At 71.8% G+C, this 22,683-nt stretch carries 21 protein-coding genes and 1 tRNA gene; 14 read left to right on the top strand and 8 right to left on the bottom strand.

Translation table 11 applies throughout. From position 1 onward, the window contains the following. Positions 1–94: 94 nt before the first annotated feature. The 3 genes from ACIQMV_RS18170 to ACIQMV_RS18160 form a co-directional block, all read right to left on the bottom strand. Positions 95–1,750, bottom strand: coding sequence for a long-chain fatty acid--CoA ligase (locus ACIQMV_RS18170; RefSeq protein WP_402593775.1), 1,656 nt, complete (start codon positions 1,748–1,750; stop codon positions 95–97). Between the two features lie 118 nt (positions 1,751–1,868). Beyond that, on the bottom strand, positions 1,869–2,426 hold the full coding sequence (locus ACIQMV_RS18165; protein ID WP_402593773.1) for a SigE family RNA polymerase sigma factor: 558 nt from the start codon (positions 2,424–2,426) through the stop codon (positions 1,869–1,871). A gap of 332 nt (positions 2,427–2,758) precedes the next feature. Next, the gene (locus ACIQMV_RS18160; RefSeq protein WP_402593771.1) at positions 2,759–3,070 is read right to left on the bottom strand and encodes a hypothetical protein; all 312 of its coding nucleotides are present in this window, start codon (positions 3,068–3,070) and stop codon (positions 2,759–2,761) included. Between the two features lie 369 nt (positions 3,071–3,439). Here ACIQMV_RS18160 and ACIQMV_RS18155 point away from each other — a divergent pair, with 369 nt between their 5' ends. The 4 genes from ACIQMV_RS18155 to ACIQMV_RS18140 all read left to right on the top strand — a co-directional run bounded on the left by ACIQMV_RS18155 (position 3,440) and on the right by ACIQMV_RS18140 (position 6,719). After that, positions 3,440–4,324 carry a bifunctional DNA primase/polymerase gene (locus ACIQMV_RS18155; RefSeq protein ID WP_402593770.1) on the top strand — a complete coding sequence of 295 codons (885 nt, stop codon included), beginning with the start codon at positions 3,440–3,442 and terminating at the stop codon, positions 4,322–4,324. A gap of 148 nt (positions 4,325–4,472) precedes the next feature. Further along, entirely contained in the window at positions 4,473–5,132 is a 660-nt protein-coding gene (locus tag ACIQMV_RS18150) for an NADPH-dependent FMN reductase (protein ID WP_402593768.1), read from the top strand. Positions 5,133–5,895: 763 nt separating this feature from the next. Then, positions 5,896–6,111: a hypothetical protein gene (locus ACIQMV_RS18145; protein ID WP_402593766.1), complete on the top strand. Its 216-nt coding sequence runs from the start codon at positions 5,896–5,898 to the stop codon at positions 6,109–6,111. A gap of 128 nt (positions 6,112–6,239) precedes the next feature. Beyond that, positions 6,240–6,719, top strand: coding sequence for a hypothetical protein (locus ACIQMV_RS18140; protein ID WP_402593765.1), 480 nt, complete (start codon positions 6,240–6,242; stop codon positions 6,717–6,719). Positions 6,720–7,013: 294 nt separating this feature from the next. Here ACIQMV_RS18140 and ACIQMV_RS18135 read toward each other — a convergent pair. Both ACIQMV_RS18135 and ACIQMV_RS18130 read right to left on the bottom strand, forming a co-directional pair. After that, positions 7,014–7,098: transfer RNA gene (locus tag ACIQMV_RS18135), tRNA-Ser, on the bottom strand. A gap of 794 nt (positions 7,099–7,892) precedes the next feature. After that, positions 7,893–9,329, bottom strand: coding sequence for a S1C family serine protease (locus ACIQMV_RS18130; protein ID WP_402593763.1), 1,437 nt, complete (start codon positions 9,327–9,329; stop codon positions 7,893–7,895). 260 nt (positions 9,330–9,589) lie between these two features. Here ACIQMV_RS18130 and ACIQMV_RS18125 point away from each other — a divergent pair, with 260 nt between their 5' ends. The 3 genes from ACIQMV_RS18125 to ACIQMV_RS18115 all read left to right on the top strand — a co-directional run bounded on the left by ACIQMV_RS18125 (position 9,590) and on the right by ACIQMV_RS18115 (position 12,302). Further along, complete coding sequence (locus ACIQMV_RS18125; RefSeq protein ID WP_141359925.1) at positions 9,590–10,417, top strand: glycerophosphodiester phosphodiesterase; 828 nt, start codon at positions 9,590–9,592, stop codon at positions 10,415–10,417. Between the two features lie 69 nt (positions 10,418–10,486). Continuing rightward, entirely contained in the window at positions 10,487–11,125 is a 639-nt protein-coding gene (locus ACIQMV_RS18120) for an ATP-binding protein (protein ID WP_141359924.1), read from the top strand. A 211-nt stretch (positions 11,126–11,336) separates the two neighbouring features. Then, entirely contained in the window at positions 11,337–12,302 is a 966-nt protein-coding gene (locus tag ACIQMV_RS18115) for a DUF5926 family protein (protein WP_141359923.1), read from the top strand. 244 nt (positions 12,303–12,546) lie between these two features. On the opposite strand, the gene ACIQMV_RS18110 is transcribed toward ACIQMV_RS18115, so the two are convergent. After that, positions 12,547–13,137 (bottom strand): hypothetical protein, encoded by a 591-nt coding sequence (locus ACIQMV_RS18110; protein WP_402593760.1) that lies wholly within the window; start codon positions 13,135–13,137, stop codon positions 12,547–12,549. Positions 13,138–13,192: 55 nt separating this feature from the next. Further along, positions 13,193–13,858, bottom strand: a complete 666-nt coding sequence (locus tag ACIQMV_RS18105; protein WP_141359922.1) for a bifunctional DNA primase/polymerase — start codon at positions 13,856–13,858, stop codon at positions 13,193–13,195. Positions 13,859–14,361: 503 nt separating this feature from the next. Between ACIQMV_RS18105 and ACIQMV_RS18100 the strand changes: the two genes are divergently transcribed. From ACIQMV_RS18100 to ACIQMV_RS18090, 3 genes are all read left to right on the top strand, one after another. Continuing rightward, positions 14,362–15,897 (top strand): PP2C family protein-serine/threonine phosphatase, encoded by a 1,536-nt coding sequence (locus ACIQMV_RS18100; protein ID WP_402593758.1) that lies wholly within the window; start codon positions 14,362–14,364, stop codon positions 15,895–15,897. A gap of 76 nt (positions 15,898–15,973) precedes the next feature. Next, entirely contained in the window at positions 15,974–17,455 is a 1,482-nt protein-coding gene (locus ACIQMV_RS18095) for an aminopeptidase P family protein (RefSeq protein WP_402593757.1), read from the top strand. A 98-nt stretch (positions 17,456–17,553) separates the two neighbouring features. Further along, positions 17,554–18,918 (top strand): PLP-dependent aminotransferase family protein, encoded by a 1,365-nt coding sequence (locus ACIQMV_RS18090; protein ID WP_402593756.1) that lies wholly within the window; start codon positions 17,554–17,556, stop codon positions 18,916–18,918. A 112-nt stretch (positions 18,919–19,030) separates the two neighbouring features. Here ACIQMV_RS18090 and ACIQMV_RS18085 read toward each other — a convergent pair whose 3' ends face one another. Next, positions 19,031–19,477 carry an ATP-binding protein gene (locus ACIQMV_RS18085; protein ID WP_402593755.1) on the bottom strand — a complete coding sequence of 149 codons (447 nt, stop codon included), beginning with the start codon at positions 19,475–19,477 and terminating at the stop codon, positions 19,031–19,033. A 222-nt stretch (positions 19,478–19,699) separates the two neighbouring features. Here ACIQMV_RS18085 and ACIQMV_RS18080 point away from each other — a divergent pair, with 222 nt between their 5' ends. The 4 genes from ACIQMV_RS18080 to ACIQMV_RS18065 all read left to right on the top strand — a co-directional run bounded on the left by ACIQMV_RS18080 (position 19,700) and on the right by ACIQMV_RS18065 (position 22,678). Beyond that, positions 19,700–20,566 (top strand): hypothetical protein, encoded by an 867-nt coding sequence (locus ACIQMV_RS18080; RefSeq protein ID WP_402593754.1) that lies wholly within the window; start codon positions 19,700–19,702, stop codon positions 20,564–20,566. 166 nt (positions 20,567–20,732) lie between these two features. Beyond that, complete coding sequence (locus ACIQMV_RS18075; protein ID WP_402593752.1) at positions 20,733–21,464, top strand: YcnI family protein; 732 nt, start codon at positions 20,733–20,735, stop codon at positions 21,462–21,464. 93 nt (positions 21,465–21,557) lie between these two features. Next, complete coding sequence (locus ACIQMV_RS18070) at positions 21,558–22,208, top strand: SCO family protein (protein ID WP_225076394.1); 651 nt, start codon at positions 21,558–21,560, stop codon at positions 22,206–22,208. Beyond that, positions 22,205–22,678 (top strand): copper chaperone PCu(A)C, encoded by a 474-nt coding sequence (locus ACIQMV_RS18065; RefSeq protein WP_253266113.1) that lies wholly within the window; start codon positions 22,205–22,207, stop codon positions 22,676–22,678. Before ACIQMV_RS18070 ends, ACIQMV_RS18065 begins: the two co-directional genes overlap by 4 nt. Positions 22,679–22,683 lie beyond the last annotated feature (5 nt).

Genomic DNA, 22,683 nt, shown 5'->3' with positions numbered 1-22,683 from the left:
GTCCTTACGGCGCGGGGGCGCCGGGCGGGGATCCGTGGTGCTCCCCGCCCGGCGCCCCCGCGCCGTACGCGTGCGCGTGCTGTCCGGCCCGCGGTCAGATCCGGGTGACGTCCAGCTCTCCGGCGGCGTACTGCCTGCGCAGCACCTTCTTGTCGAACTTGCCGACGCTGGTCTTCGGAACGGCCCCGATGATCGTCCAGCGTTCGGGGAGCTGCCACTTGGCGATCCCGCGCTCCTCCTGGAGGAAGGCGCGCAGCGCCTCGAAGCCGGCGGTGGCGCCTTCCTTGAGGACGACGGTGGCCAGCGGGCGTTCGCCCCACTTGTCGTCGGGGACGGCGACGACCGCGGCCTCGGCGACGTCCAGGTGGGACATCAGGGCGTTCTCCAGCTCGACGGAGGAGATCCACTCGCCGCCCGACTTGATGACGTCCTTGGCCCGGTCGGTGAGGGTGAGGAAGCCGTCGGGGCTGATGGTGCCGACGTCGCCGGTCTTCAGCCAGCCGTCCTCGCTGAACTTGTCGGCCGGGCGCAGCGGTTCGGCGCCGGGGCCGTTGTAGTAGGCGCCGGCGATCCACGGTCCGCGGACCTCCAGCTCGCCCGCGGACTCGCCGTCCCAGGGGAGGCGTTCGCCGCCGGGTCCGGTCAGACGGGCCTCGACGCCGGCCGGGAAGCGGCCCTGGGTGAGGCGGTAGCCGAACTCCTCGTCGGTGCCGACCGCGTGGGCCGGCGGGCGGGCCACCGTGCCGAGCGGGGAGGTCTCGGTCATGCCCCAGGCGTGGCAGACCCGCATGCCCAGCCGGTCGAAGGCCTCCATGAGGGAGGGCGGGCAGGCCGAGCCGCCGATGGTGACCTGGGTGAGGGCGGAGACGTCGCGGGGCCGGGCGATCAGCTCGGCGAGCAGCCCCTGCCAGATGGTGGGCACGGCGGCGGCGTGGGTCGGCTTCTCCCGCTCGATCATCTCGGCGAGGGGAGCCGGCTGCAGAAAGCGGTCCGGCATCAGCAGGTTGACGCCGGACAGGAAGGTGGCGTGCGGCAGGCCCCAGGCGTTGACGTGGAACTGCGGGACCACCACGAGCGTGGTGTCCTGATCGGTCAGGCCCATGGACTCGCTCATGTTGACCTGCATGGAGTGCAGGTAGACCGAACGATGGCTGTAGACCACGCCCTTGGGGTCGCCCGTGGTGCCGGAGGTGTAGCACATGGCGGCGGCCTGGCGTTCGTCCAGCTCGGGCCAGTCGTAGGTGACCGGCTTGGCCGCGATCAGGTCCTCGTACTCGTGCACCCGGGCGTGGGAGCCGTCGAGCGGGGTGCGGTCGCCGGGGCCCGAGACGACGACGTGCTCGACCGTCTTCAGGTGCGGCAGGAGCGGGCCGAGCAGCGGGATCAGGGAGCCGTTGACGATGATGACGCGGTCGGCGGCGTGGTTGACGATCCAGGCCAACTGCTCCTCGGGCAGGCGCAGGTTGAGGGTGTGCAGCACCGCGCCCATGCACGGGATCGCGAAGTACGCCTCGACGTGCTCGGCGTTGTTCCACATGAGGGTGGCCACACGGTCGTCGGCCGCGACGCCGAGGTCGTCGCGAAGGGCGTGCGCCAGCTGGGCCGCGCGCTCGCCGATCCCTGCGAAGGAGCGGCGGTGCGGCTCGCTGTCACCGGTCCAGCTGATCACCTGCGACGCCCCGTGGATCGTCGACCCGTGGGCCAGGATCCTCGAGATCAGCAGCGGTACGTCCTGCATGGTGCTCAGCACGGCGTCCTCCCGGGGCGGCGTCGCCTACGCGGTGGTAATGGCTGCGCTGATTCTGCTCACATACCGCGTGGTATGTCACTAGCTCCGGATGATCGATCACACAACGTTCCCCCAACGGTCAGCGCACGCGCACCAGCTCCGGATCCTCCCGCAGCTTGCCGAGCGCCCGCGACACCGCCGACTTCACCGTCCCCACGGACACTCCGAGCACCTCGGCCGTCTGGACCTCGGAGAGGTCCTCGTAATACCTCAGGACGACCATCGCCCGCTGCCGGGCGGGCAGCTTCATGATCGACCGCCACAGGGCGTCGCGCAGCGCCTGCTGCTCCGCCGGGTCGGTCGCGCCGGGCGCCGGCTCCGGCTCGGGCAGTTCGTCGCAGGCGAACTCGTCGACCTTCCGCTTGCGCCACTGCGAGGTGCGGGTGTTCAACAGCGCGCGGCGCACATAGCCGTCGAGCGCCCGGTGGTCCTCGATCCGCTCCCACGCCACGTACGTCTTGGTGAGCGCGGTCTGCAACAGGTCCTCCGCGTCGCTCGGGTTCGCGGTCAGCGACCGGGCGGTGCGCAGCAGCAGCGGCTGCCGGGCCCGCACGTACGCCGCGAAGGACGGGTACGCCGCAGTCCGGGTCGCCGGTACGGCGGCTTTCGACACGCTGGTGCAGACGGGTGTGGTCATGGCTCCACGCTAGGAGCGGCACCCGCTCCCGCGGATCGCCCGCAGGTCCCGCAGCCGAGTCCGCCTCAGGTTGTAGGGGTGGGGCCGGCCGCACCTCCTGAAGGTGGAGGAACGGGGCGTGTGTACTGCGGGTTCACCCCTGGGGGACGTCCTGGACGGCGTCCCGGGCGGCCGCCCTCCCGGGCACGGCCGCCTGCCGTGGTCGCACGGCATACGTCTGCCCGGCGGTGCCGAAGCACCGCCGGGCAGAGGTGTGTTACGTCCCCACGAGCACACCCACCAGGGGGTTCAGGGCCGGCGGGTTCCCAGAGTGCGCGCCGGCCCGCCCCGGCTCACCACAGACGGGTGAAGTGGATGACGACGTTCTTGTTGCCCTGCTGGATGGCCGTGAACGCGGAGCGGTTGACCTGTGCGGTGTTGCTCCGGTTCGAGGCGCCCCATCCGACCGCCTGCTGCTGCGTGGTGGACGAGTTGCCGCCGTTGTCGCGGCCGACCCCGCTGCCGACGACGCCCGCGACGCCCGCGTTCGATCCGTCGCCCGCGATGGCTCCCGTGCCCGCTGCGGCGACGCCGGTGAAGAGCGCCGCGGCGAGGGGGATGGCCGCCGCGGCGGCGAGAACACGGGCGGTACGGATGCTTGCCATGGTGCTCCTCCAGTACGGGGTACACACCGGCCGCCTTGCCGGGGAGTACGTGAAGTACGGCTTTCACCTGGGCAGTTGGCCGACCGCCCGGGCCTTCTCACGACGTCGCGAGATCAGAGTTGCCCACCGGAACCCGGCGAACCACCCCGGAGCGCCCGATTCGCACGCAAGCGTGAGGACATATCGATAAACCCCTTTCGCCACCTTTCCTGCCGTCGTAAGCTCCGACGAGGGCGACGCGGACCGCCACTCCCCATGCGCCGCAAGGACTGAGGCGTTCCTTCGGAAGCCGCCCGAAAACCCCACCCCAACGACATGCCGCGCCCCGCCCCTCTTTCCTTTTTCGAACGTGCGTACGAACATAGGGGCATGGCCACCATCGACCGGCAGGCCACGACGCTGGCCCTCGCGCACGCCCTGTCAGCCGCCGAACGCGGACTGGCCGTCATCCCCCTGTCCCGGACGAAACTCCCGGCCCTGCGCTCCCCCCACCGCGACGGCCCCGGCCCAATGGGCCCGCCCGGTCCGCCCTGCCACGGCGAGTGCGGCCGCTTCGGCCACGGGGTGTACGACGCATCCACCGACCCGGCCCGCATCCGGGAACTGTTCGCCGCCGCACCCTGGGCGACCGGCTACGGCATCGCCTGCGGACTGCCCCCGCACCATCTGATCGGCATCGACCTGGACACCAAGACCGGCACGAACGCCACGGCGGCCCTGCGTGAACTCGCCCTGTGCCACCTGTTCACCATCCCCGCCACCGTGGTCGTCCTGACCCCCAGCGGCGGCCGCCACCTGTGGCTGAGCGGGCCGCCCGACGTCATCGTCCCCAACTCGGCAGGACGCCTGGCCCCCGGCATCGACATCCGCGGCGCCGGCGGCTACCTGGTCGGCCCCGGCTCCCGCACCGGGCACGGCGTCTACGCCACCTCCCCCGGCACCGCGCACCTCGCACCGGCCCCCTGCCCGCGCGCCCTCCTGCGCCTCCTGCTCCCCCCGCCCCGTGCTGCCCGCCACCCCGCACCGCCCTCGGCGGGCCGGCACGGCGAGGGCTTGGTGCAGTTCGTCCTGGGCGCCCACGAGGGCCAGCGCAACACCCGCCTGTTCTGGGCCGCCTGCCGCGCCTACGAGGACGGAATCGGCCCCGCCCTCTTCACCCCGCTGGTCGACGCGGCCCTGCGCACCGGCCTGACCGAACACGAGGCCCGCGCGACCATGGCCTCCGCGGCCCGTCTGACGGGCCACCGCCCCTGAGCCCCCCGACGGGAACGACCCCGAGCGGACACCCGATCACCGGCCTGGCCGGCTCCGGCTGCCGGTCGCACGGCCGCGCTCCCGGAACCACACTGGTCAGTGGGGCGCCCCCGCTGGAAGCGCGTCCCCACGACGGAAGGACGGATCCATGCCCACGGACACGCCTCCCGGCCCGCTGCGGTTCCTGGTCTTCGGCGCGGCACTGCGGACCGCTTCGGCCAACACACGCCTCGCCTCCCTCGTGGCCCGGCTCATCTCCGACACCGGTGCCACCGTCGACCTCGCCGGCATGCACGACTTCGACATGCCCTTGTACGACGGCGACATGGAGGCGGCCGAAGGGCTGCCACAGGGCGCCCTCGCCCTGCGCGACCGCCTCGAGCAGAGCGACGCCTTCGTCATCTCCTCGCCGGAGTACAACGCCTCCGTGCCGGGAGTGCTGAAGAACGCGATCGACTGGGTCTCCCGTGTCCGGCCCCAGCCGTTCAAGAGCAAGCACGCGATGCTCGTCTCCGCCTCGCCGTCCCTGATCGGCGGCAACCGCGGGCTGTGGGCCCTGAGGGTTCCGCTGGAGCACCTGGGCACCCGCGTCTACCCGGACATGTTCAGCCTGGCCGACAGCTACCAGGCCTTCGCCGAGGACGGAACGCTGGCCGACACAGGGCTCCAGCAGCGTCTCACCGAGACCGTGTCGGGTTTCCTGAGCCTCGTCGAAGCGGATGTGCGCTACGTCTGCCTGGAACGCCGGTGGTACGAGTTCCTGGGAGACCGCACCGAGGCGGCCATCACCCAGCGGGCCGAACCGTGATGCTGCGAACCCGGTGAGTCAGGGTGCGACAAGAGCACACGGAAGAGGTGCCACTGCGGAGAGCGGCGCCCCTTCCGACCTGGCCTTACGCTGACCTGCCACGACGGTTTTCAAGACCGTGCGCGGGACAGTTCCCAATCGGCCGATGACCTGTGCTTACACCGAGGGCGGGGCCAGGCGGTAGCACTGTTGGCCACAGGATGGCCGCGAGGTGCCACGGCTCGCCCGACGGGAGTCAGCGGCCGGCCTGCGTCTCACCACCTACGGCTCGTGTCCTCCTGTGGAGGGTGATCGCACGGCGGGCGCACACAACCGCCAGGAGCGCAAACCAGGTTCCCCCCAGGCATGGCCCGACAAGAGCCCACCAGTCCACTACCGGCTCCGTAAGAACCCCCACGACCCTCCCGACGTCGTAGGTCACGATGCCGGTCAGCACCACAGCCAGGAGAGCCGTCGTCCACCAGCGCTCAGGCCAACCCTTGCTCACGTTTCCCCCGCCAGAATCGCCACTGCCGACATCGCCCAGCGTGCCGTGCCCCCCGGCGTGCCCGTTCAGGCACGAGGCTGTGGGGACCCACGGTGAACCACGAGTCCAGCCGCATTCTCTCCCAGCTCAGGCACGTGGCAGCTCAGCAGGGACCCGCGCACGCGATCTTTGGTGCAGACCAACCTCCTGGGACGGCCCCGCTTCGCCCGTGGTGGGGGTACCTCGACCGATCCACGCCGCGATGCGTCCCGCACGGCCCGGCCGCAGGATGGTGCCATGACTGCTCGCGTGATCGTGAACCCGCCCGGGGAGGGCGGCGGCCGGCAGGTGCGAGCCGACGGGGCCACCCTCGGCACGGCGTACAGCCTGCACGAGCTGTCGGTCTTCATGGAACGGATCGGCCTGGAAGGCCTGGACGAACTGGACGTGGCGATGTCGCCCCTGGTGGAGTGGCGCGGCGGCGGGCCCGAGGTGTGGCCCGCGACGGATTGACACTGGAGCGGCCCTTCCCTTGCGGAGACGGACCTGAGACTTGTCGTGGCCGTGACCTCACGGTGCCGATCAGTCCTCGACCTCGATGGAAAACAACGCGTCGCCGGCGAAGTGCTACGTTCCCGCGCATGAAGATCCGAAGGTGGGTCAGCCGCGGCATGTCCGTGCTGGCCGTGGGTGGGGCACTGGTTCTGATGACGGCGTGCAGCGGGGAGGCCGGTAAGCCGGGCACGACCAGGGAAGCGAAGACGGCTGCAGCGACGGCCCCGACGGTGAAGCCCGATGAGATGAGGGCGACAAGATCTGCTGCGCTTCAGTACACGAGCTTCACTGCGGAAGAGACGTTCGCCGGTGGTTGTGTCACTGACCACCAATGCCAGGCGACTCTCACCCTGCTTCAGCCGCTTGCGGCTCCCGTGGCGCAGCAACTGCACGACGAGGCGGGGGTGGATCCGTACTACGCGGATCTCCGCGACCTGGCCGACAAGGTGTCCGAGGGTGTGCAGGAGACGGATCCGGCAGACCTGGCCGCGATGGATGCCCTCCTGAAGGACAGCGTGAAGCTGAAGGAGCGGCTGGACAAGGAGATGGACCTCGGGCACTTCTAGCCCCGGGCACGACCCGGCCCCCGTCGGCTCGCGCAGACGGGGCCGCCCTCACCTCACCCGTGGTCGGTCACGCCGGGTCGGTACGGTCGATGAACTCCAGCACGCGCTGATCGAACGGGGGTTGGCGGAGCACGAGAGTGGGGGCGAGGGACCCCGATTCTTGGCCGCAGGTTGGCCGGACGCCCTGGTCAGAGATGGGAAACCGGCGAATCAGGGTGAGACAAAGTCACGCGGAAGGGGTGCCGCTCCGGAGAGTGGCACCCCTTCTGACCTGCAAGCTTCTCACCTGCTACGCGGTGGGTGTGGGATTTGAACCCACGGTGACTCGCGCCACGACGGTTTTCAAGACCGTTCCCTTAGGCCGCTCGGGCAACCCACCTCGTCCCCACCCACCAGGAGCGGAGCGGGTACAGCGTACCGGCCTCCGACGTCTCGCGGGGTTCGTGGTCCACATGGGGTCCAGATGGGGTCCACCGGCTGACTTCCAGGTCGTGAAGGCCACCACGCCGAGCAGCTCTCGCTCGTTGCCCGTGCCTTCCGTGGAGGCCTGTGGCGCACCGGCTTTCACCCCGGCCGAGGGGGCACGACGGGCAGGCCACGGCATCGTTGAACGGCCGCGAGCTCTCGGGTAACTCCAGCCTGTTCCACTCGGCGTGAAGTACCGGAAGACCGCGGGACAGGGCTACTTCTGGACGGTGCATCAGCGGGAACCAATGCCTGGATTCCCGGGACAGGTAGATATCGCTACCGACAAGGGGAACCCGACACTCTTGTGGCCTGAGCGCAAAATTCAGAGCGTCTTCTCCGTGGACAACAAAGACGATGGAGGGTCTCTAACTCCTGATCAGTCCAAAGCGGCCGCCGAGAAATTCGCAAACCTCTTGTGTAGGGAAAAGCCCCGTACGTCCTGAGCTACCGCCGCTACGTGGACGACATCATGATGCCCATGCGCCTCGGAGAATGGCGCCCCGTCCGGATCGTCGACATGACCCCGGAGGGGGAATCGGAACCTCGGGGAGCAACCGTCCACCTTGATGCGGTGTCGGGCAAGATGGTCCAGCCCCGGGACTGACGGTCGCGCTCGACACAGAAGGGGTGCCCCTCTCTGAGGGGCACCCCTTCTGACCAGTACATCTGTGACCTGCGGAGGCGGTGGGGCAGGCGCGCCTGGGATCAGTTGTCGCCGACGCGGGAGCCGAGGGTGAGCTCCGCCGTGTGCTCCTTGCCGGCGCGCTTGTAGGTGACGGTGACCTTGTCGCCGGGCTTGTGGGTCCAGATCTCGCCGATCAGGGTGGGGCCGGAGTCGATGACCCGGTCGTCGAGCTTGATGATGACGTCACCGGGCTTGAGACCGGCCTCGGCGGCGGGGCCGCTCGGTTCGACCGGGTCCGAGCCGCTGACGCCCTGGTCGGTGATCTTGGCGCCGCTGGTCGTGTCCTCCAGGGAGACCGACGCGCCGATCTTGGCGTAGACGGGCTTGCCGTTCTTGATCAGCTGCTGGGCGACGTACTTGGCCTGGTTGATCGGGATGGCGAAGCCGAGGCCGATCGAGCCGGACTGGCCGGCGCCGCCGAGGCCGCCGCTGCCCGCGGACTGGATGGCGGAGTTGATGCCGATGACCGCGCCGCGTGCGTCGAGGAGCGGGCCGCCGGAGTTGCCCGGGTTGATGGAGGCGTCCGTCTGCAGGGCGCTCATGTAGGAGGCCTTGCTGTCGGAGCTGCCGTCGCTGGAGGCGACGGGACGGTTCTTCGCACTGATGATGCCGGTCGTCACCGTGTTCGACAGGCCGAAGGGCGCGCCGATGGCGATCGTCTCGTCGCCGACGGCCACCTTGTCGGAGTCGCCGAGGGCGAGCGGCTTGAGGTCCGAGGGCGTGTTCTTGAGCCGGATGACCGCGACGTCGTAGCCCTGGGCGTGGCCGACGACCTCGGCGTCGTACTTCCTGCCGTCGGGGAAGGTGGCGCTGAGCTTGCCGCCGTCGACGGCTTCGGCCACCACGTGGTTGTTGGTGACGATGTGGCCCTGGGTGTCGAAGACGAAGCCGGTGCCGGTGCCGCCCCGGCCGCCGGTTCCCTCGGCCTCGATGGTGACCGTGCTCGGCAGGGCCTTGGCGGCCACGCCCGCGATCGAGTTCGGGTCCCGCTTGATCTGCGAGGCACCGGCGTCGGAGGCCGAGACCGTGGTGGAGCTGCTGTCGTCGTTCCTGGCCAGTGTGTAGCCGAGGCCGCCGCCCAGACCGCCGGCGACCAGCGCGGCCACCAGGACCGCGGCGACCAGGCCGCCGCGCCGGCCGCCGGGCTTGGGCGCGGGCTGGTGCTGCTGGTACGCGGCGCCCCAGCCGGCGCCTCCCGCGCCGCCGTCCCCGTATGCGGGCGCGGCGGAGGACGGGGGCGGCCAGGAGCCGTCGACGGGCGAGCCGTGGCCCTGCGGTGCGGGCGCGCCGGCCCCGCCGTGCGCTCCCGGGACGTGCGGAGGCACGTCCGGGGGCGGAGGTGCCGACGGGCCGCCCTGGGGGACGGCCGGGTGCGGGGAAGCAGCGGGAGCATCCACCGGCACGGGAGGTGCGGACGGTGCCGGGGGTACCGTGTTGCCCTCGTTCTCGGTGCTCACAGCTCTTCTCCTTGCTCCACGGCTGTTGTTTTCGGTCGCACTCGGTCACGCTCGCCATGCCCGCCGGCGACCCGGCGCGCTCCAGCTGTGCATGTGCAGGTGTGTACGTAGTCAGCTTTTCCCACGGGCCGTCAGAGCACCGTAAGCCGATGCTGTGGGTCCGGGTGCATTCTTTATATAGGTCATCTCGCATGAAACAGACACATTATCGACGGCTCTCCGCCGTCCCGCCCATTCCGCCTCGGTGGCACCATGACGCGGTGACCCACGCACGGCAGCACCACATCCAAGTCGTCGCCCACCGCGGAGCCTCCGAGGCCGCCCCGGAGCACACGCTGGCCGCCTACCGGAAGGCCATCGAGGACGGCGCGGACGCCCTCGAATGCGATGTACGCCTGACCGCGGACGGTCATCTCGTCTGCGTACACGACCGGCGCGTCAACCGTACGTCCAACGGCCGGGGAGCGGTGTCCGCCCTGGAGCTCGCCGACCTCGCCGCGCTGGACTTCGGCTCCTGGCGCACGCGCGCGTCCTGGCGCGGCCGGGTCGAGGAGCCGGACTGGGAGGTGCGGCCCGAGGACCCCGAGGACACCTCCGTCCTCACCCTGGAGCGGCTGCTCGAACTCGTCGCCGACGCCGGCCGGCCGGTGGAGCTGGCCATCGAGACCAAGCACCCCACGCGGTGGGCCGGGCAGGTCGAGGAACGCCTGCTGACACTCCTGAAGCGGTTCGGACTGGACGCCCCGGCCTCGGCCACGAGGTCGCCGGTGCGTGTGATGAGTTTCTCAGCGCGCTCCCTGCACCGGGTGCGGGCGGCCTCGCCGTCCCTGCCGACGGTCTATCTGATGCAGTTCGTCTCGCCGCGACTGCGGGACGGACGGCTGCCGGCGGGCGTCGGGATCGCGGGGCCCTCGATCCGGATCGTGCGCAACCAGCCGGTGTACGTGGAGCGGCTCAAGCAGGCGGGACACCAGGTGCACGTGTGGACGGTGAACGATCCCGAGGACGTCGACCTCTGCGTGGAACTGGGGGTGGACGCCATCATCACCAACCGCCCGCGCGCGGTCCTGCACCGGCTCGGCCGCTGACCGGCCGCCGATCCAGCAACGATGACAGGGAGTGCTCCGGCGCGTTCGTTGAGTGACCGAGCGTTCCAAATGCGTCGCCGGACGCGATTCGGCCGGTTTCCGGTACAGGCCGGTGGGGCATCCACACCGTGGCGTGGGGCGAAGGAGGTCTCGGGGGTGGCGTTGGTGGTGGCACAGGAGGTGCCCACGTCGTCGAGCATGGCCGTACCCCATGGCCCTGCGGGCGTGGGGGAAGCAAGACACCGGATGCGTGATCAGTTGCGCAGTGGTGGCGTGGCGGAATCGGTCATCGACGACGCCGTATTGATCCTTTCCGAACTCTTGAGCAATGCCTGCAAGCACGGCCGGCCGCTGCGCGGCGCCCTGGCCGGCGACGGCGACGTCCGGGCCGCATGGCGGGTGGACGCGGGCGGCAGCCTGATCGTCGAGGTGACCGACGGCGGCGGCCCGACCCGCCCGTCCCCGGCCACCCCCTCGGTCACCGCGCACGGTGGCCGCGGGCTGAACATCATCACCGCCCTCTGCGACGACTGGGGGGTACGGGACGGCGTCGGCGGCGAGGTCACCGTATGGGTGGTCGTCCACGACGACGTGCACGACCCGGACGCCGGTCACCGCCGCGACGACTTCGCCTCCCGGATCACCGCACCGTCCGTGTCGGCCCTGCCCGACCTGGGCTTCACGGACGCCTTCGGCGACCTGGACTGAACACGTACGCGTGCGCCGCGCCCGGGCGATGCCCGGGTCGTGCCGCGGGCGCGGGCGCTCGGAGCCGGCCGCTTGTCCCCCTTCCCCGGCGTTACCCGCCATTGCGGCGTTACCCGCCATTCCCCCGCCGCGTCCACAGGGTCCCGTCGTTGACGGCGTGAACGGCTAGGCTCGCGCCGTACGAGACGAGCCGTAACCGGGAGACACCCAGATGGCCAAGAAGCGACCCCAGACGAAGGCCAAGCGCCCGCAGCTCACGGATGGAGAGATCCCGGTCGTCGGTGCGCGCGAGCCCTGCCCGTGCGGCAGCGGCCGGCGGTACAAGGCCTGCCACGGCCGGGCCGCCGCGCACGCGGTGACCGAGCTGGTGCAGCGGCCCTTCGAGGGACTGCCCGGCGAGTGCGACTGGGTGGCGCTGCGCGAGCTGGTCCCCGCCGCCACGGCCGGGCTGGCGCTCCGCGACGGCCTGCCCGACGGCGTCCCGGCGGTCACGCTCGCCACGGTCCTGCCGATGGCCTGGCCCGCACTGCGCCGCGACGACGGCTCGGTACTGCTCGGCCTGCAGAACGACACGGCGTCCGGCGACATCAGCCGCGACCTCGCCGACACCCTGCTGCGCGCCCTGGAGGCCAAGCCCGGCACCCCGGTACAGGGCCGCCGCGCCCCGGCCGACGGCCCGCGGCTTCAGGACCTGCTCGACCTCGAGGCCCCCTTCGATCCGGTGGTGCACGAGGGCTTCGAGTTCTGGGTGCCGGACGCGGAGAACGCGACGCCGGATGTCACCGCCTCCCTGGAGCGGGCCAACGCGGCGGCCATTCCGACCGTGCGCCTGGAGAGCGTCGAGGCGGCGTACTGGTGCCGGACGCCGGAGAAGAACCACCTGCGCTGGGTCATGCCGCACGCGGAGGAGCAGCTTCTGGACGCTCTCGCGCGGCTGCACGCGGCGGGCCGTTCGAACCTCGGTGAAGGCACCCGCCTCGTGGGCTCCTTCCGGGCGCACGGCCTCACCGTGCCCGTGTGGGACCTGCCGAGCGAGATGGGCGCCCAGGACGTGGAGAAGCCGGCCGCCGAGTTCGCCGAGCAACTGGCCGCCGCGCTGGCCACGCAGACGCCGCTGACCGGGGACGAGCGCCGGGCCCGCGGTGGTCTGACCAACCGCCAGGTCACGCTGAGCTGAGTGACGGCCGGGCGGCCGGCCCTCCGGTCGGCCGCCCGGCCCGCCGCCCCGCTCGGGCAGATCGGGTGACCCCCGTCACAACCGGCGGGCGGCTCGGGCGAGTCGGTGACCGGAAAGCCGGGATCGAATTTGCGAACTGCCGATCTCTTGTTACCGTTCCAGTAGCCCGGTTGCTGGTGCATCCCCCGTCGCCAGCAACCGGGCGCTTACGTGTCCGCCGCCGCTCACCCAGCGCAGTCGCACGTCAACCGCCCGTCGTCGCGGGCGAGTTGCTCCCGGACCGCAGCAGCAGCGCGGCACGTCCGCCGCGCTCCGCGAACTCCGCGACGGCGCTGTACTCCGCCGCCGTCCCCCTGCTGCGCTCCCGTGGTGTCTCACAGATCTCCGGCTCGTCGCCCCCGGCCCGCGCGCAGTGCGTCCGCACGGTGCGCTCGCCCGGACCCATCAGGGTCAGGTCGGCGTCCAGGGGCCGTCCGGTCGCGTTGCGGTGGTAGGTGCGCGCCCAGGTGTCCTGGCCCTGGGTCAGCACACAGGTCTGCGCCTCGACCCCGTCGGGCGAGGTGATCCCGGGGCCGCAGCGCGCGGCGGTCGCGAGCCCCAGACCGAGCACCAGCGGGGAACGGGCGGGCGCGGCGGAGGGCATCTTGTCGTCGCCGGGCGGCAGGGAGCGGGCGCCCGTACCGCTCTGGTCGCCCACCTGGCCCGCGGACGCGCCGGCCAGCGGCATGACGACGGCGCAGCCGATGACGCCCAGGAGGGCGAGCAGGCGGACGCGCCGGGGATCGGGACCGCCGCGCGGCACTCGGCTTCCGGGTCCGGCGGAACGACGCAGCATGCGGGGACGATAACGGCCCCGGGCGGGCGGTTCGCCCGCCGCGGCCGCGACACCCCTAGAACTCGGGGGCGCTCACACCCGTACGAGTGAGGGCCTCCACCACCGCGTCGACCACGGCCTCCACATCGGGCACCCAGGGCGAGGCGGAACCGGGCAGCGGGGCACGCTCCCAGCGGATCGGGCCGGCTCCGGTCTCGGAGGGGGGCAGGGCGAGGTAGCCGCCCTCGCCGTGGAAGCGGAGCGAGCCGGGGACGAAGTCCTTGGCGTAGAGCAGCTCGCCCAACTGCTCCAGGGAGTAGGGCTTGACGAGGATCGCCCAGCGCGTGGGCGAGGCGACGACCGGGCCGAGCCTCATGCCGACGCGGTCGAGCGCCGTGAGGGCGCGGGCGGCCGGGAGGGCCGGCAGGCTCACCGCGCAGGGGGCCTTGCCCCCGGTGGCCAGGACGATCGGCGCGGTGGGCCGGTTGGTCCACCACCAGCGCACCATGCGGGCGTCGGCGGTGGCCGCGAGGAGGCCGGGTTCGAAGGGGTGCGCGCCGGGCACCGTGCACTCCGGGTCGGGGCAGCCGCAGCGGTCGCCGCGCCGCGGATCCGTCGCCACGCCGGGCAGCACGGGCCACTGCCACCGGGTCGCGAAGGTCAGGGCCGCGCTGATCGGCTCAGGCCCCCCGTCACTGTGCTGGGACGGGAGCCTGCGTCGCCTTCCGGGGATCTCGCGCATGAGCGCTCGTTCCTTTCCGTTGCACCGCTGGCAACACCGTGGACCACTCACACCATGTGTCGATCACTGCACTGTGCGTACCTGTTGGCGCATCACACCCCTGCCTTCAGGCACGGGGAACCCCTATGGGCCGAGCATCGGCTGCTTCCACGGCAGCCCCGTCCATACTGCGTCTACCAGAAGCATGGGCGTGGCGCGGGGTGGCGGAGCGTGGCGTTATGCCGTCTTGTCTTCTGCTCTCCGCCTCCATCACGCAAGGATGGGGCACGGTCGTCGGTGGCTAAGACGCCCGGGTCCGTCGCCAGGTTCCGGGTAGCCCCCAACCACCCCTGGCCTTCTCCGAGTACGTACCCATCACGACCGCTGTGACGCTCTGTCGAGCAAGCCCAGTCGACCGCAACAGGCCGTCACCCGAGGCAGTTTCAAGCCAACTTCCCCTTTTAGCAAGAGGTTGGGAAGAAGACCCCGAGAACCCCTCTGACACCAGGAAACCCGGCAGGACAATGCTGGACATCCCCTCACGAGTCCGTGTACATGTGGAGACACTGCTGGCGGCGCAGAATGACATGGGGGTTTGCGATGCTTTTGAGCAATACGCACCGGTCGGAAAGCCGGACGCCATGAACGCCCCCCACCCTCCGAAAGTGGCTGGAATCGATTCGACGGTTCCGGCACCCGCACACACTGTCGCGCCCTCGCCCGCCACTCCGGACCCCTCGCCGAGCGGTCCGGCCGGTCCGCACGCGCCCCGCCCGCCGGGCGCCCTCCTCCAGGACCGGCTCGCGGGCTGGGTCTCCGACCTCACCACTCTGAACGAGCTCACCGAACGGCTGGCCCGTACGAACGGACTCGACGCAGCTCTGAAGGAGCTGCTGCGCGCCGGCGCCGCCCTCGTCGGCGCCCGGCGCGGCCTCGCCGTCCTCGAACCGGACGACGGACTGGGCCCCGACACCACCATCGGCCTCGGTCTCGCGCGGGCCGATCTCGGCCACATCGAGACCGTGCCGCGCAGCGCGATGCCCTACGGGACGCTCCTCGACACCGCGGCCGGGCTGCCGGGCGGCGACGGCGAGGTCGTGCGCCCCGACCTGTTCGCCGAGGACGGCCTCGATCCGCGCCACCGCGAGGTGGCCGGCCGACTCGGCTACGCCGCCAGCTACGCGCTGCCCCTGTCCACGGAGACCGCCGGCCGACTCGGCGCCGCCGTCTGGTTCTACGACGAGCCCGCCGAACCGGTGGAGCGGCAGCGCCACCTCGCCGGCCTCTACCTCCGCTTCGCCACCGAGCACCTGGCGCGCCTGCTCGACACCGAGCGCACGCGCGCGTGCATGGCGACGGTCTACGAGGAGCTGCTGCCCTCCCGACTGCCCCGCGTCCCCGGTGTCCAGCTCGCCTCCCGGCACCGCACCGGGCCGCGCGGCGGCGGCGACTGGTACGACGCGCTGCCGCTGCCCGAGGCCGCGCTCGGCCTCGCGGTCGGCTCGGTCACCGGCGCCGGGCCGGGCGCGATCGCCGCGATGGGCCGGCTGCGGGCGTCCCTGCGGGCGTACGCGGTGATGGAGGGCGAGGATCCCGTCGCCGTCCTGTCCGACCTCGAACTGCTCCTGCGGCTGACCGAGCCCGCCCGCTCCGCCACGGCCCTGTTCGCCTACTGCGAACCCGCCCTGCGCCGCATCACCCTGGCGGGCGCCGGGCACTGCCCGCCGCTGCTGCTCGGTGATCGGCGCACGGAGTTCGTGGAGACGTCCGTGTCCGCGCCGCTGGGCATGCTCGCCTGCTGGGAGGCGCCGAGCGTGGAGTTCCAGGTGGCCGCGGGCGAGACGGTACTGCTCTACACCGACGGGCTGCTGCACCGCACCGGCGATCCCGCGGACCGTGCCTTCGCCCGGCTGCACGCGGCCGCGGCGAGCGTCCCGCGCACGCTGCGCCACGACCCGGGGGCCGTCGCCGACCACGTCCTGCACACGCTCCTGCCGAACGGTCTCGACGTGACCGACGGCGCGGAGGACGTGGCGCTGCTGGCGGTGCGCTTCGAGTAGGCCGCCCGGTGATCCGGTAACAGGTGCTTCCGCCTCTGGCCCCCTTCCGTACGACCGTACGATGGGGGATGGCCCAATGGCTGTATCGAGGAGGAAGACCGTGGCGCAGGAGCTGCCGGAGACCCCGGAGACCGCCGAAGAAGAACCGATCAAGCAGCGGAAGAACGGCCTGTACCCGGGCGTGTCCGACGAGCTCGCCGAGAACATGAAGTCCGGCTGGGCCGACACCGAGCTGCACGGCCTCGAGCCGGTCGAGCAGGCGGAGCACACCGCGCGCCGCCGCGCCGCACTGTCCGCACGCTTCCCCGGCGAGCGCCTGGTCATCCCCGCGGGCAACCTGAAGACCCGTTCGAACGACACCGAGTACCCCTTCCGTTCCTCGGTCGAGTACGCCTACCTCACCGGCAACCAGACCGAGGACGGCGTCCTGGTCCTGGAGCCCACCGCGGACGGGCACCAGGGGACGCTCTACCTCCTGCCGCGCTCCGACCGTGAGAACGGCGAGTTCTGGCTCTCCGGCCAGGGCGAGCTGTGGGTCGGCCGCCGCCACTCCCTGGCCGAGGCCGAGACCCTGTACGGCATCCGGACCTCCGACGTGCGCGAACTGGCGGACACGCTGCGTGAGGCCACCGGCCCGGTCCGCGTCGTGCGCGGCTACGACGCCGGCCTCGAGGCCGCCCTGACCGACAAGGTCACCGCCGAGCGCGACGAGGAGCTGCGGGGCTTCCTCTCCGAGGCGCGCCTGCTCAAGGACGACTTCGAGATCGGCGAGCTGCAGAAGGCCGTCGACTCCACCGTGCGCGGCTTCGAGGACGTGGTGAAGGTCCTCGACAAGGCCGAGGCGACCAGCGAGCGCTACATCGAGGGAACGTTCTTCCTCCGCGCGCGCGTCGAGGGCAACGACGTCGGCTACGGCTCCATCTGCGCCTCCGGCCCGCACGCCTGCACCCTGCACTGGGTGCGCAACGACGGCCCGGTCCGCTCCGGCGACCTGCTCCTGCTGGACGCGGGCGTGGAGACGCACACCCTCTACACCGCCGACGTCACGCGCACGCTGCCCGTCAACGGCACGTACAACGAGATCCAGAAGAAGATCTACGACGCGGTGTACGAGTCCCAGGAGGCCGGCATCGCGGCGGTCAAGCCGGGCGCCAAGTACCGCGACTTCCACGACGCCGCCCAGCACGTGCTCGCGGAGAAGCTCGTCGAGTGGGGCCTGGTCGAGGGCCCGGTCGAGCGGGTCCTGGAGCTGGGTCTGCAGCGCCGCTGGACGCTGCACGGCACCGGCCACATGCTCGGCATGGACGTCCACGACTGCGCCGCCGCGCGGACCGAGACGTACGTCGACAGCACGCTGGAGCCGGGCATGGTCCTCACCGTCGAGCCGGGCCTGTACTTCCAGGCCGACGACCTGACCGTCCCGGAGGAGTACCGCGGCATCGGCGTCCGCATCGAGGACGACATCCTGGTCACCGAGGACGGCAACCGCAATCTCTCGGCCGGCCTGCCGCGCCGCTCCGACGAGGTCGAGGCCTGGATGGCGTCGCTGAAGAGCTGATGGGGGTCCGAAGGCCGGGTACCCGCGAGGTGCCCGGCCTTCCTGTGCCGGGGCGCGGGTCCCGGACGTGAATTCACGTACCTAGGGGGAGGGTTCTCGTGGAGGACTTCTGGTCCGGTGCCGGGTTGGACCTGCATCTGGAACCGGACGCGGCGGCGGGCCGCCGGGCGGGGCTGGAGAAGGCGCTCCGCGACGCGGTGCGGGACGGGCGGCTGGCGCCCGGGACACGGCTGCCGGCGACCCGCCGGCTGGCCGCCGAACTCGGCATCTCGCGGGGCACCGCGAAGGCGGCGTACGACCAGTTGGTCGCCGAGGGCTATCTGACGGCGCGGCAGGGATCGGGCACCCGGGTCGCCGCCCTGCCGGCCGTCGACGCGCAGGAGCCGGGAGCGGCGGCACACGCGCGTGCTCCCCGTTTCGACCTGCGGCCGGGCAGCCCGGACGTCGGCACCTTCCCGGCGGCGGCCTGGCTGCGGGCACTGCGCCGCGCCATCGCGACGGCGCCCTCGCTGACCTACGACTACGGCGACCCGCGCGGCCGGATCGAGCTGCGCACGGCGCTGTCGGGCTATCTGGGGCGGGCGCGCGGGGTGATCGCTCCGCCCGAGCGGATCGTCATCACCTCCGGGTACGTGCAGGGGCTGGCGCTCCTCACGCGCGTACTGGACGGGGCCGAGGTCGCCATGGAGGACCCCGGGCTGCCCTTCCACCGGGAGGTGGTGCGGCGGGCGGGCGGCAGCGTGGCGCCGGTCCGGGTCGACGAACGCGGTGTGTGCGCCCAGGACCTGGGCGAGCAGAGGGCCGTCGTCGTCACCCCGGCGCACCAGTACCCGACCGGTGTGACCCTGCACCCGGAGCGCCGGAGGGCGCTGACCGACTGGGCACGCGCGCGTGGAGGGCTGATCGTCGAGGACGACTACGACGGCGAGTTCCGCTACGACCGCCAGCCGGTGGGCGCGCTCCAGGGCATGGCGCCGGGTCAGGTCGCCTATCTGGGCACCGCCTCCAAGACCCTGGGGCCGGCCCTGCGACTGGGCTGGGCGGTGCTGCCGCCGCACCTGGTCGACGCGGTGGCCGAGGCCAAGCTGCACAGTGACCACCACACCGAGACCATCGGCCAGTTGGCGCTCGCCGAGCTGATCGACAGCCACGCCTACGACCGGCACATACGCGCGTGCCGCCTTCGCTACCGGCGCCGCCGGGACCAGCTCCTGGACCGCCTGGGCTCCCGCCGGGTGCGCGGGATCGCCGCCGGTCTGCACGCCCTGGTGGACGTCGCCGACGAAGCGGGGACACTGGCCCGCGCGGAGGCGGAGGGCCTGGCCCTCGGCCGCCTGGCCGACCACTGGCACACCCCGGGCGAGGGCCGCCCCCAGGGCGTGGTCGTCGGCTACGGCACCCCCCGGGAACGGGTCTACCCGGAGGCCCTGGAGGCCCTGGCGAAGCTCCTGGCCGACGCCTGAGCGGGTTCCGTGTCGCCGACGGCATGCGGGCCGCGAAGAATCGCGCCGGACCCGGGACACGCCCGGACTCCTGGCCGGCGTCCCGCACGGCACCGCACCGCGACCGGCTGCGCTACACCGCCACCAGCGGGGCGTCCTCGCGCCACTTGAGGATCTTGTCGAAGCTCACCACCGCGCCGCCCCGGCCCGGCCTGTTGCGGATGTGGACATGGTCGGCGAGTTCCTGGATGAGATACAGGCCGCGGCCGTGCTCGGCGTCGACGCGCGCGGCGCGGACCGGGCGGCGGCGGCCCGCCGGCGGAAAGCCGGGGCCCGCGTCGGCCACCTCGATGCGGCACTTCTCCCCGTCGAGAAAGGCGGTGACGCGGTAGCCACCGGAGGATTCGGTGTCCCCGCCGTACTCCACCGCGTTCGCGCAGGCCTCGCTCAGGGCCACGGACAGGTCGTAGGAGATGTCGGGGTCGACGCCCGCGGTCTCCATCGTGCCGAGCAGCAGTCGCCGCGCGAGCGGCACGCTCGCGGCGTCACGCCGCAGATGGAGTGACCACCAGATGCTCATGCTCCAGCCTCCCGGCGCGGCTCGACATACCGTTACGTATTGCCCCGAGTGCCCTGCCGTAAGCACGGCGTTGACACGACACGGTCCGATCGGCGGACGCGGCGGGGCGGTGAATCGGTGTATGTGCGGGCCGACGACATCAGAACGTGACCTTCCGGATCTACCGCATCTTGTGGACCTGCCGTACGAAGGGCCCGGGTCCAGTGGGATGATGAGGCCGCCATGTCTGCCCCCCGCCCGCGCACGGCACCCGCCGGACGCGGTCTCCGGATCCTTCGGGCCGCGGTGTTCGCCGCGGTCTGCGTCGTGCTGGCCGCAGCCGGGCACACGCTGGCCTCCTGCGCCGCGGTGCCGCTGTGGACACTGGGCGCGGGGTTCCTGGGGGCGCTGGTCGTGGTGGCGCCCCTCGCCGGGCGCGCGCGTTCCCTGCCGGGGATCGCGACGCTGCTCGTGGTCGGCCAGACCGTGCTGCACAGCCTGTTCGGCATGGGGCAGAGCGGCATGGGCGCCGTGGCCTCCGGTGCCATGACCATGGGCTCCACGGGATCGACGGGACCGACGGGTTCGCTGCCCGTGCTGTCCGACGCCGAGCTCGTCCAGCGGGCCGCCCGGTACGTGTGCGGGGCCACCGCCGCCGTGATCAGCCCGGCCCAGGCCTACCGGATACTCGTCGACGCACACGCCTACGGCGGCGCCGGCACGGGCCCGAGCGCCCCGCACCACCCGGCGGGCTCATGGTTCCCCATCGGCGCGGCCGCCGCGCTGCTGCCGTCCCTGCCGATGCTGCTCGTCCACGTCCTGGCCGCCGTCGCCACGGGCTGGGTGCTGCGGCGCGGCGACCTCGCCCTGCTGCGGCTGATCGAGCTGTCGGCGCACGGAGTCGCCGAGGCCGCGCTCGTTCGGTCCCTGCGCGGGGCGCTCGCCCTGGCGCGCGCCCTGTGCGCCGGGCTGCCCACGGCGGCCGGCACCGGCCCGCGCTTCCGGCGCACCGCCGACTCCGCGCCCCTCGTCCCCCACACCACCGCACTCCAGCACACGGTGATCCGCCGCGGCCCGCCGGCCGCCGCCGCACTCGTCCTCGCTGCCTGACGCGACGCGACCACCACCCCACCGAGCGGGTCTCCGCCGGGGGAGCGGCCGCCGTCGTGCGGCACGCGCGCGCGTGCCCGCCCGGCGGGAACACCGGGGCACCGGTCCCGCCCCGCACGCGCACCCCTCAGACACCGGAACTCACTCGAAGTGGAGTGCACCCCCTATGAAGGCTTCTCGACTCGCCGCCACCGCCGCCGTCGCCGGCTCGGCCGTCCTCGCCCTGTCCGCCCCGGCGTTCGCACACGTCAGCGTCCAGCCGGAGGGCTCCGCCGCCAAGGGCGGCTACGCCGTCGTCGACTTCAAGGTCCCCAACGAGCGCGACAACGCCTCCACCACCAAGATCGAGGTCAACTTCCCGACCGACCACCCGCTGGCCTCCGTGATGCCGCAGCCGATGACCGGCTGGAAGATCGACGTCACCAAGTCCCAGCTGGACAAGCCGCTGGAGATGCACGGCAAGAAGATCTCCGAAGCCGTCACCAAGGTCACCTGGACCGCCGACGGGGACGGCATCAAGCCCGGCTTCTTCCAGAAGTTCCCGGTCTCCATCGGCACGCTGCCCGAGGACGCCGACCAGCTGGTCTTCAAGGCGATCCAGACGTATTCCAACAAGGAGGTCGTGCGCTGGATCGAGGTGCCGCAGAAGGGCCAGGCGGAGCCGGACAACCCGGCGCCGGTGCTTCAGCTGACCGCGGCCTCGGAGGGTGACGGACACGACGCGTCGGCCGAAGACGCCGCTGCCGACACCAAGCCCGCCGCCCAGACCACCGCCGCCGACACCTCCAAGAGCGGCAGCGACACCACCGCCCGCGTCCTCGGCATCGTCGGCATCCTCGTCGGCGCGGCCGGCGTGGCCTACGGCGTACTCGCCGGCCGCAGGCGCACCACCGCCTGATCCGGCTCGTCCGTCACGCGCTCCGGGGGTCGTGCCACTCTCGCGTACGGCCCCCGGCGCGCGCCGGAGTTCTCACATCTGGGACATTTCTCTATGCGCAACAAGACCTTCGTCGCGGCCGCCCTGCTCGCCGCGGCCACCCTGACCCTCTCCGCCTGCGGCAGCGGCAACGACGGCGGGAAGCCCGTCGCCGTCGTCTCCGAGGACACCTCGCAGAAGGCCGCGACGGTCCTCGACAAGCCGTTCGAGAAGCCGGACCTGGTCCTCACCGACACCCAGGGAAAGCAGTACGACCTCCGCAAGGAGACCGCCGGCCACCCGACGCTGGTCTACTTCGGCTACACCCACTGCCCCGACGCCTGCCCGCTGACCATGAACAACATCGCGGTCGCCAAGAAGGCGCTGTCCAAGGCCGAGCAGGACGACCTGCGCGTGGTGTTCGTCACGACCGACCCGGACCGCGACACCCCGGCCGAACTCGGCAAGTGGCTCAAGATGATCGACCCGCAGTTCATAGGACTGACCGGCGACTTCTCCACCATCCAGGCCGGCGCGCGCACCCTGGGCATCTCCATCGAGCCGACCACGAAGGACAAGAACGGCAAGCTCGTCTCGATGCACGGCACCCAGGTGATCGCGTTCTCCCCGAAGACCGACGCCGGATACGTCCTCTACGGCGAGGACGCCACCGTCGACGACTACACCAAGGACCTCCCCAGGATCGTCAAGGGGGAGAACCCGTGAGGCGGCCGGCACCGGCGGCGGCGCTCCTGGCCGCGACCCTGACCGGTACCGCCCTGCTGACCGGCTGCGCCGCGTCCTCCGGGACCGGCGACGCGAAGGCCGAACTGTCCGTCCACTCCGCCTACATGCCCCAGCCGCTCTCGGCCGCGATGGCGGCCGGCTTCCTGACCATCGAGAACAAGGGCGGCGCCAAGGACGAACTCACCTCGGTCACCAGCGCCGAAGCCGAGGACGTCACCGTGCACCAGACCGCCGGCGGGGTCATGAAGGAGGCCGGCCCCCTCACCGTCCCCGCGCACGGGCGACTCGTGTTCGAGAGCGGCGGCAACCACCTGATGTTCGACAAGCTGAAGCGCGCGCCCCGGCAGGGCCAGACGGTCCTCGTCGAACTGCACTTCGCCGAGTCCGGCACCGTCAAGGTCGAGATGCCGGTGAAATCGGCCACGTACAACCCCACGACCGGACACTGAGGGAG

Source organism: Streptomyces sp. NPDC091412 (assembly GCF_044756885.1).
GTDB lineage: Bacteria > Actinomycetota > Actinomycetes > Streptomycetales > Streptomycetaceae > Streptomyces.
The sequence above is the reverse complement of the archived record's forward strand: the minus strand, read 5'-3'. Positions and strand labels throughout refer to the sequence as shown.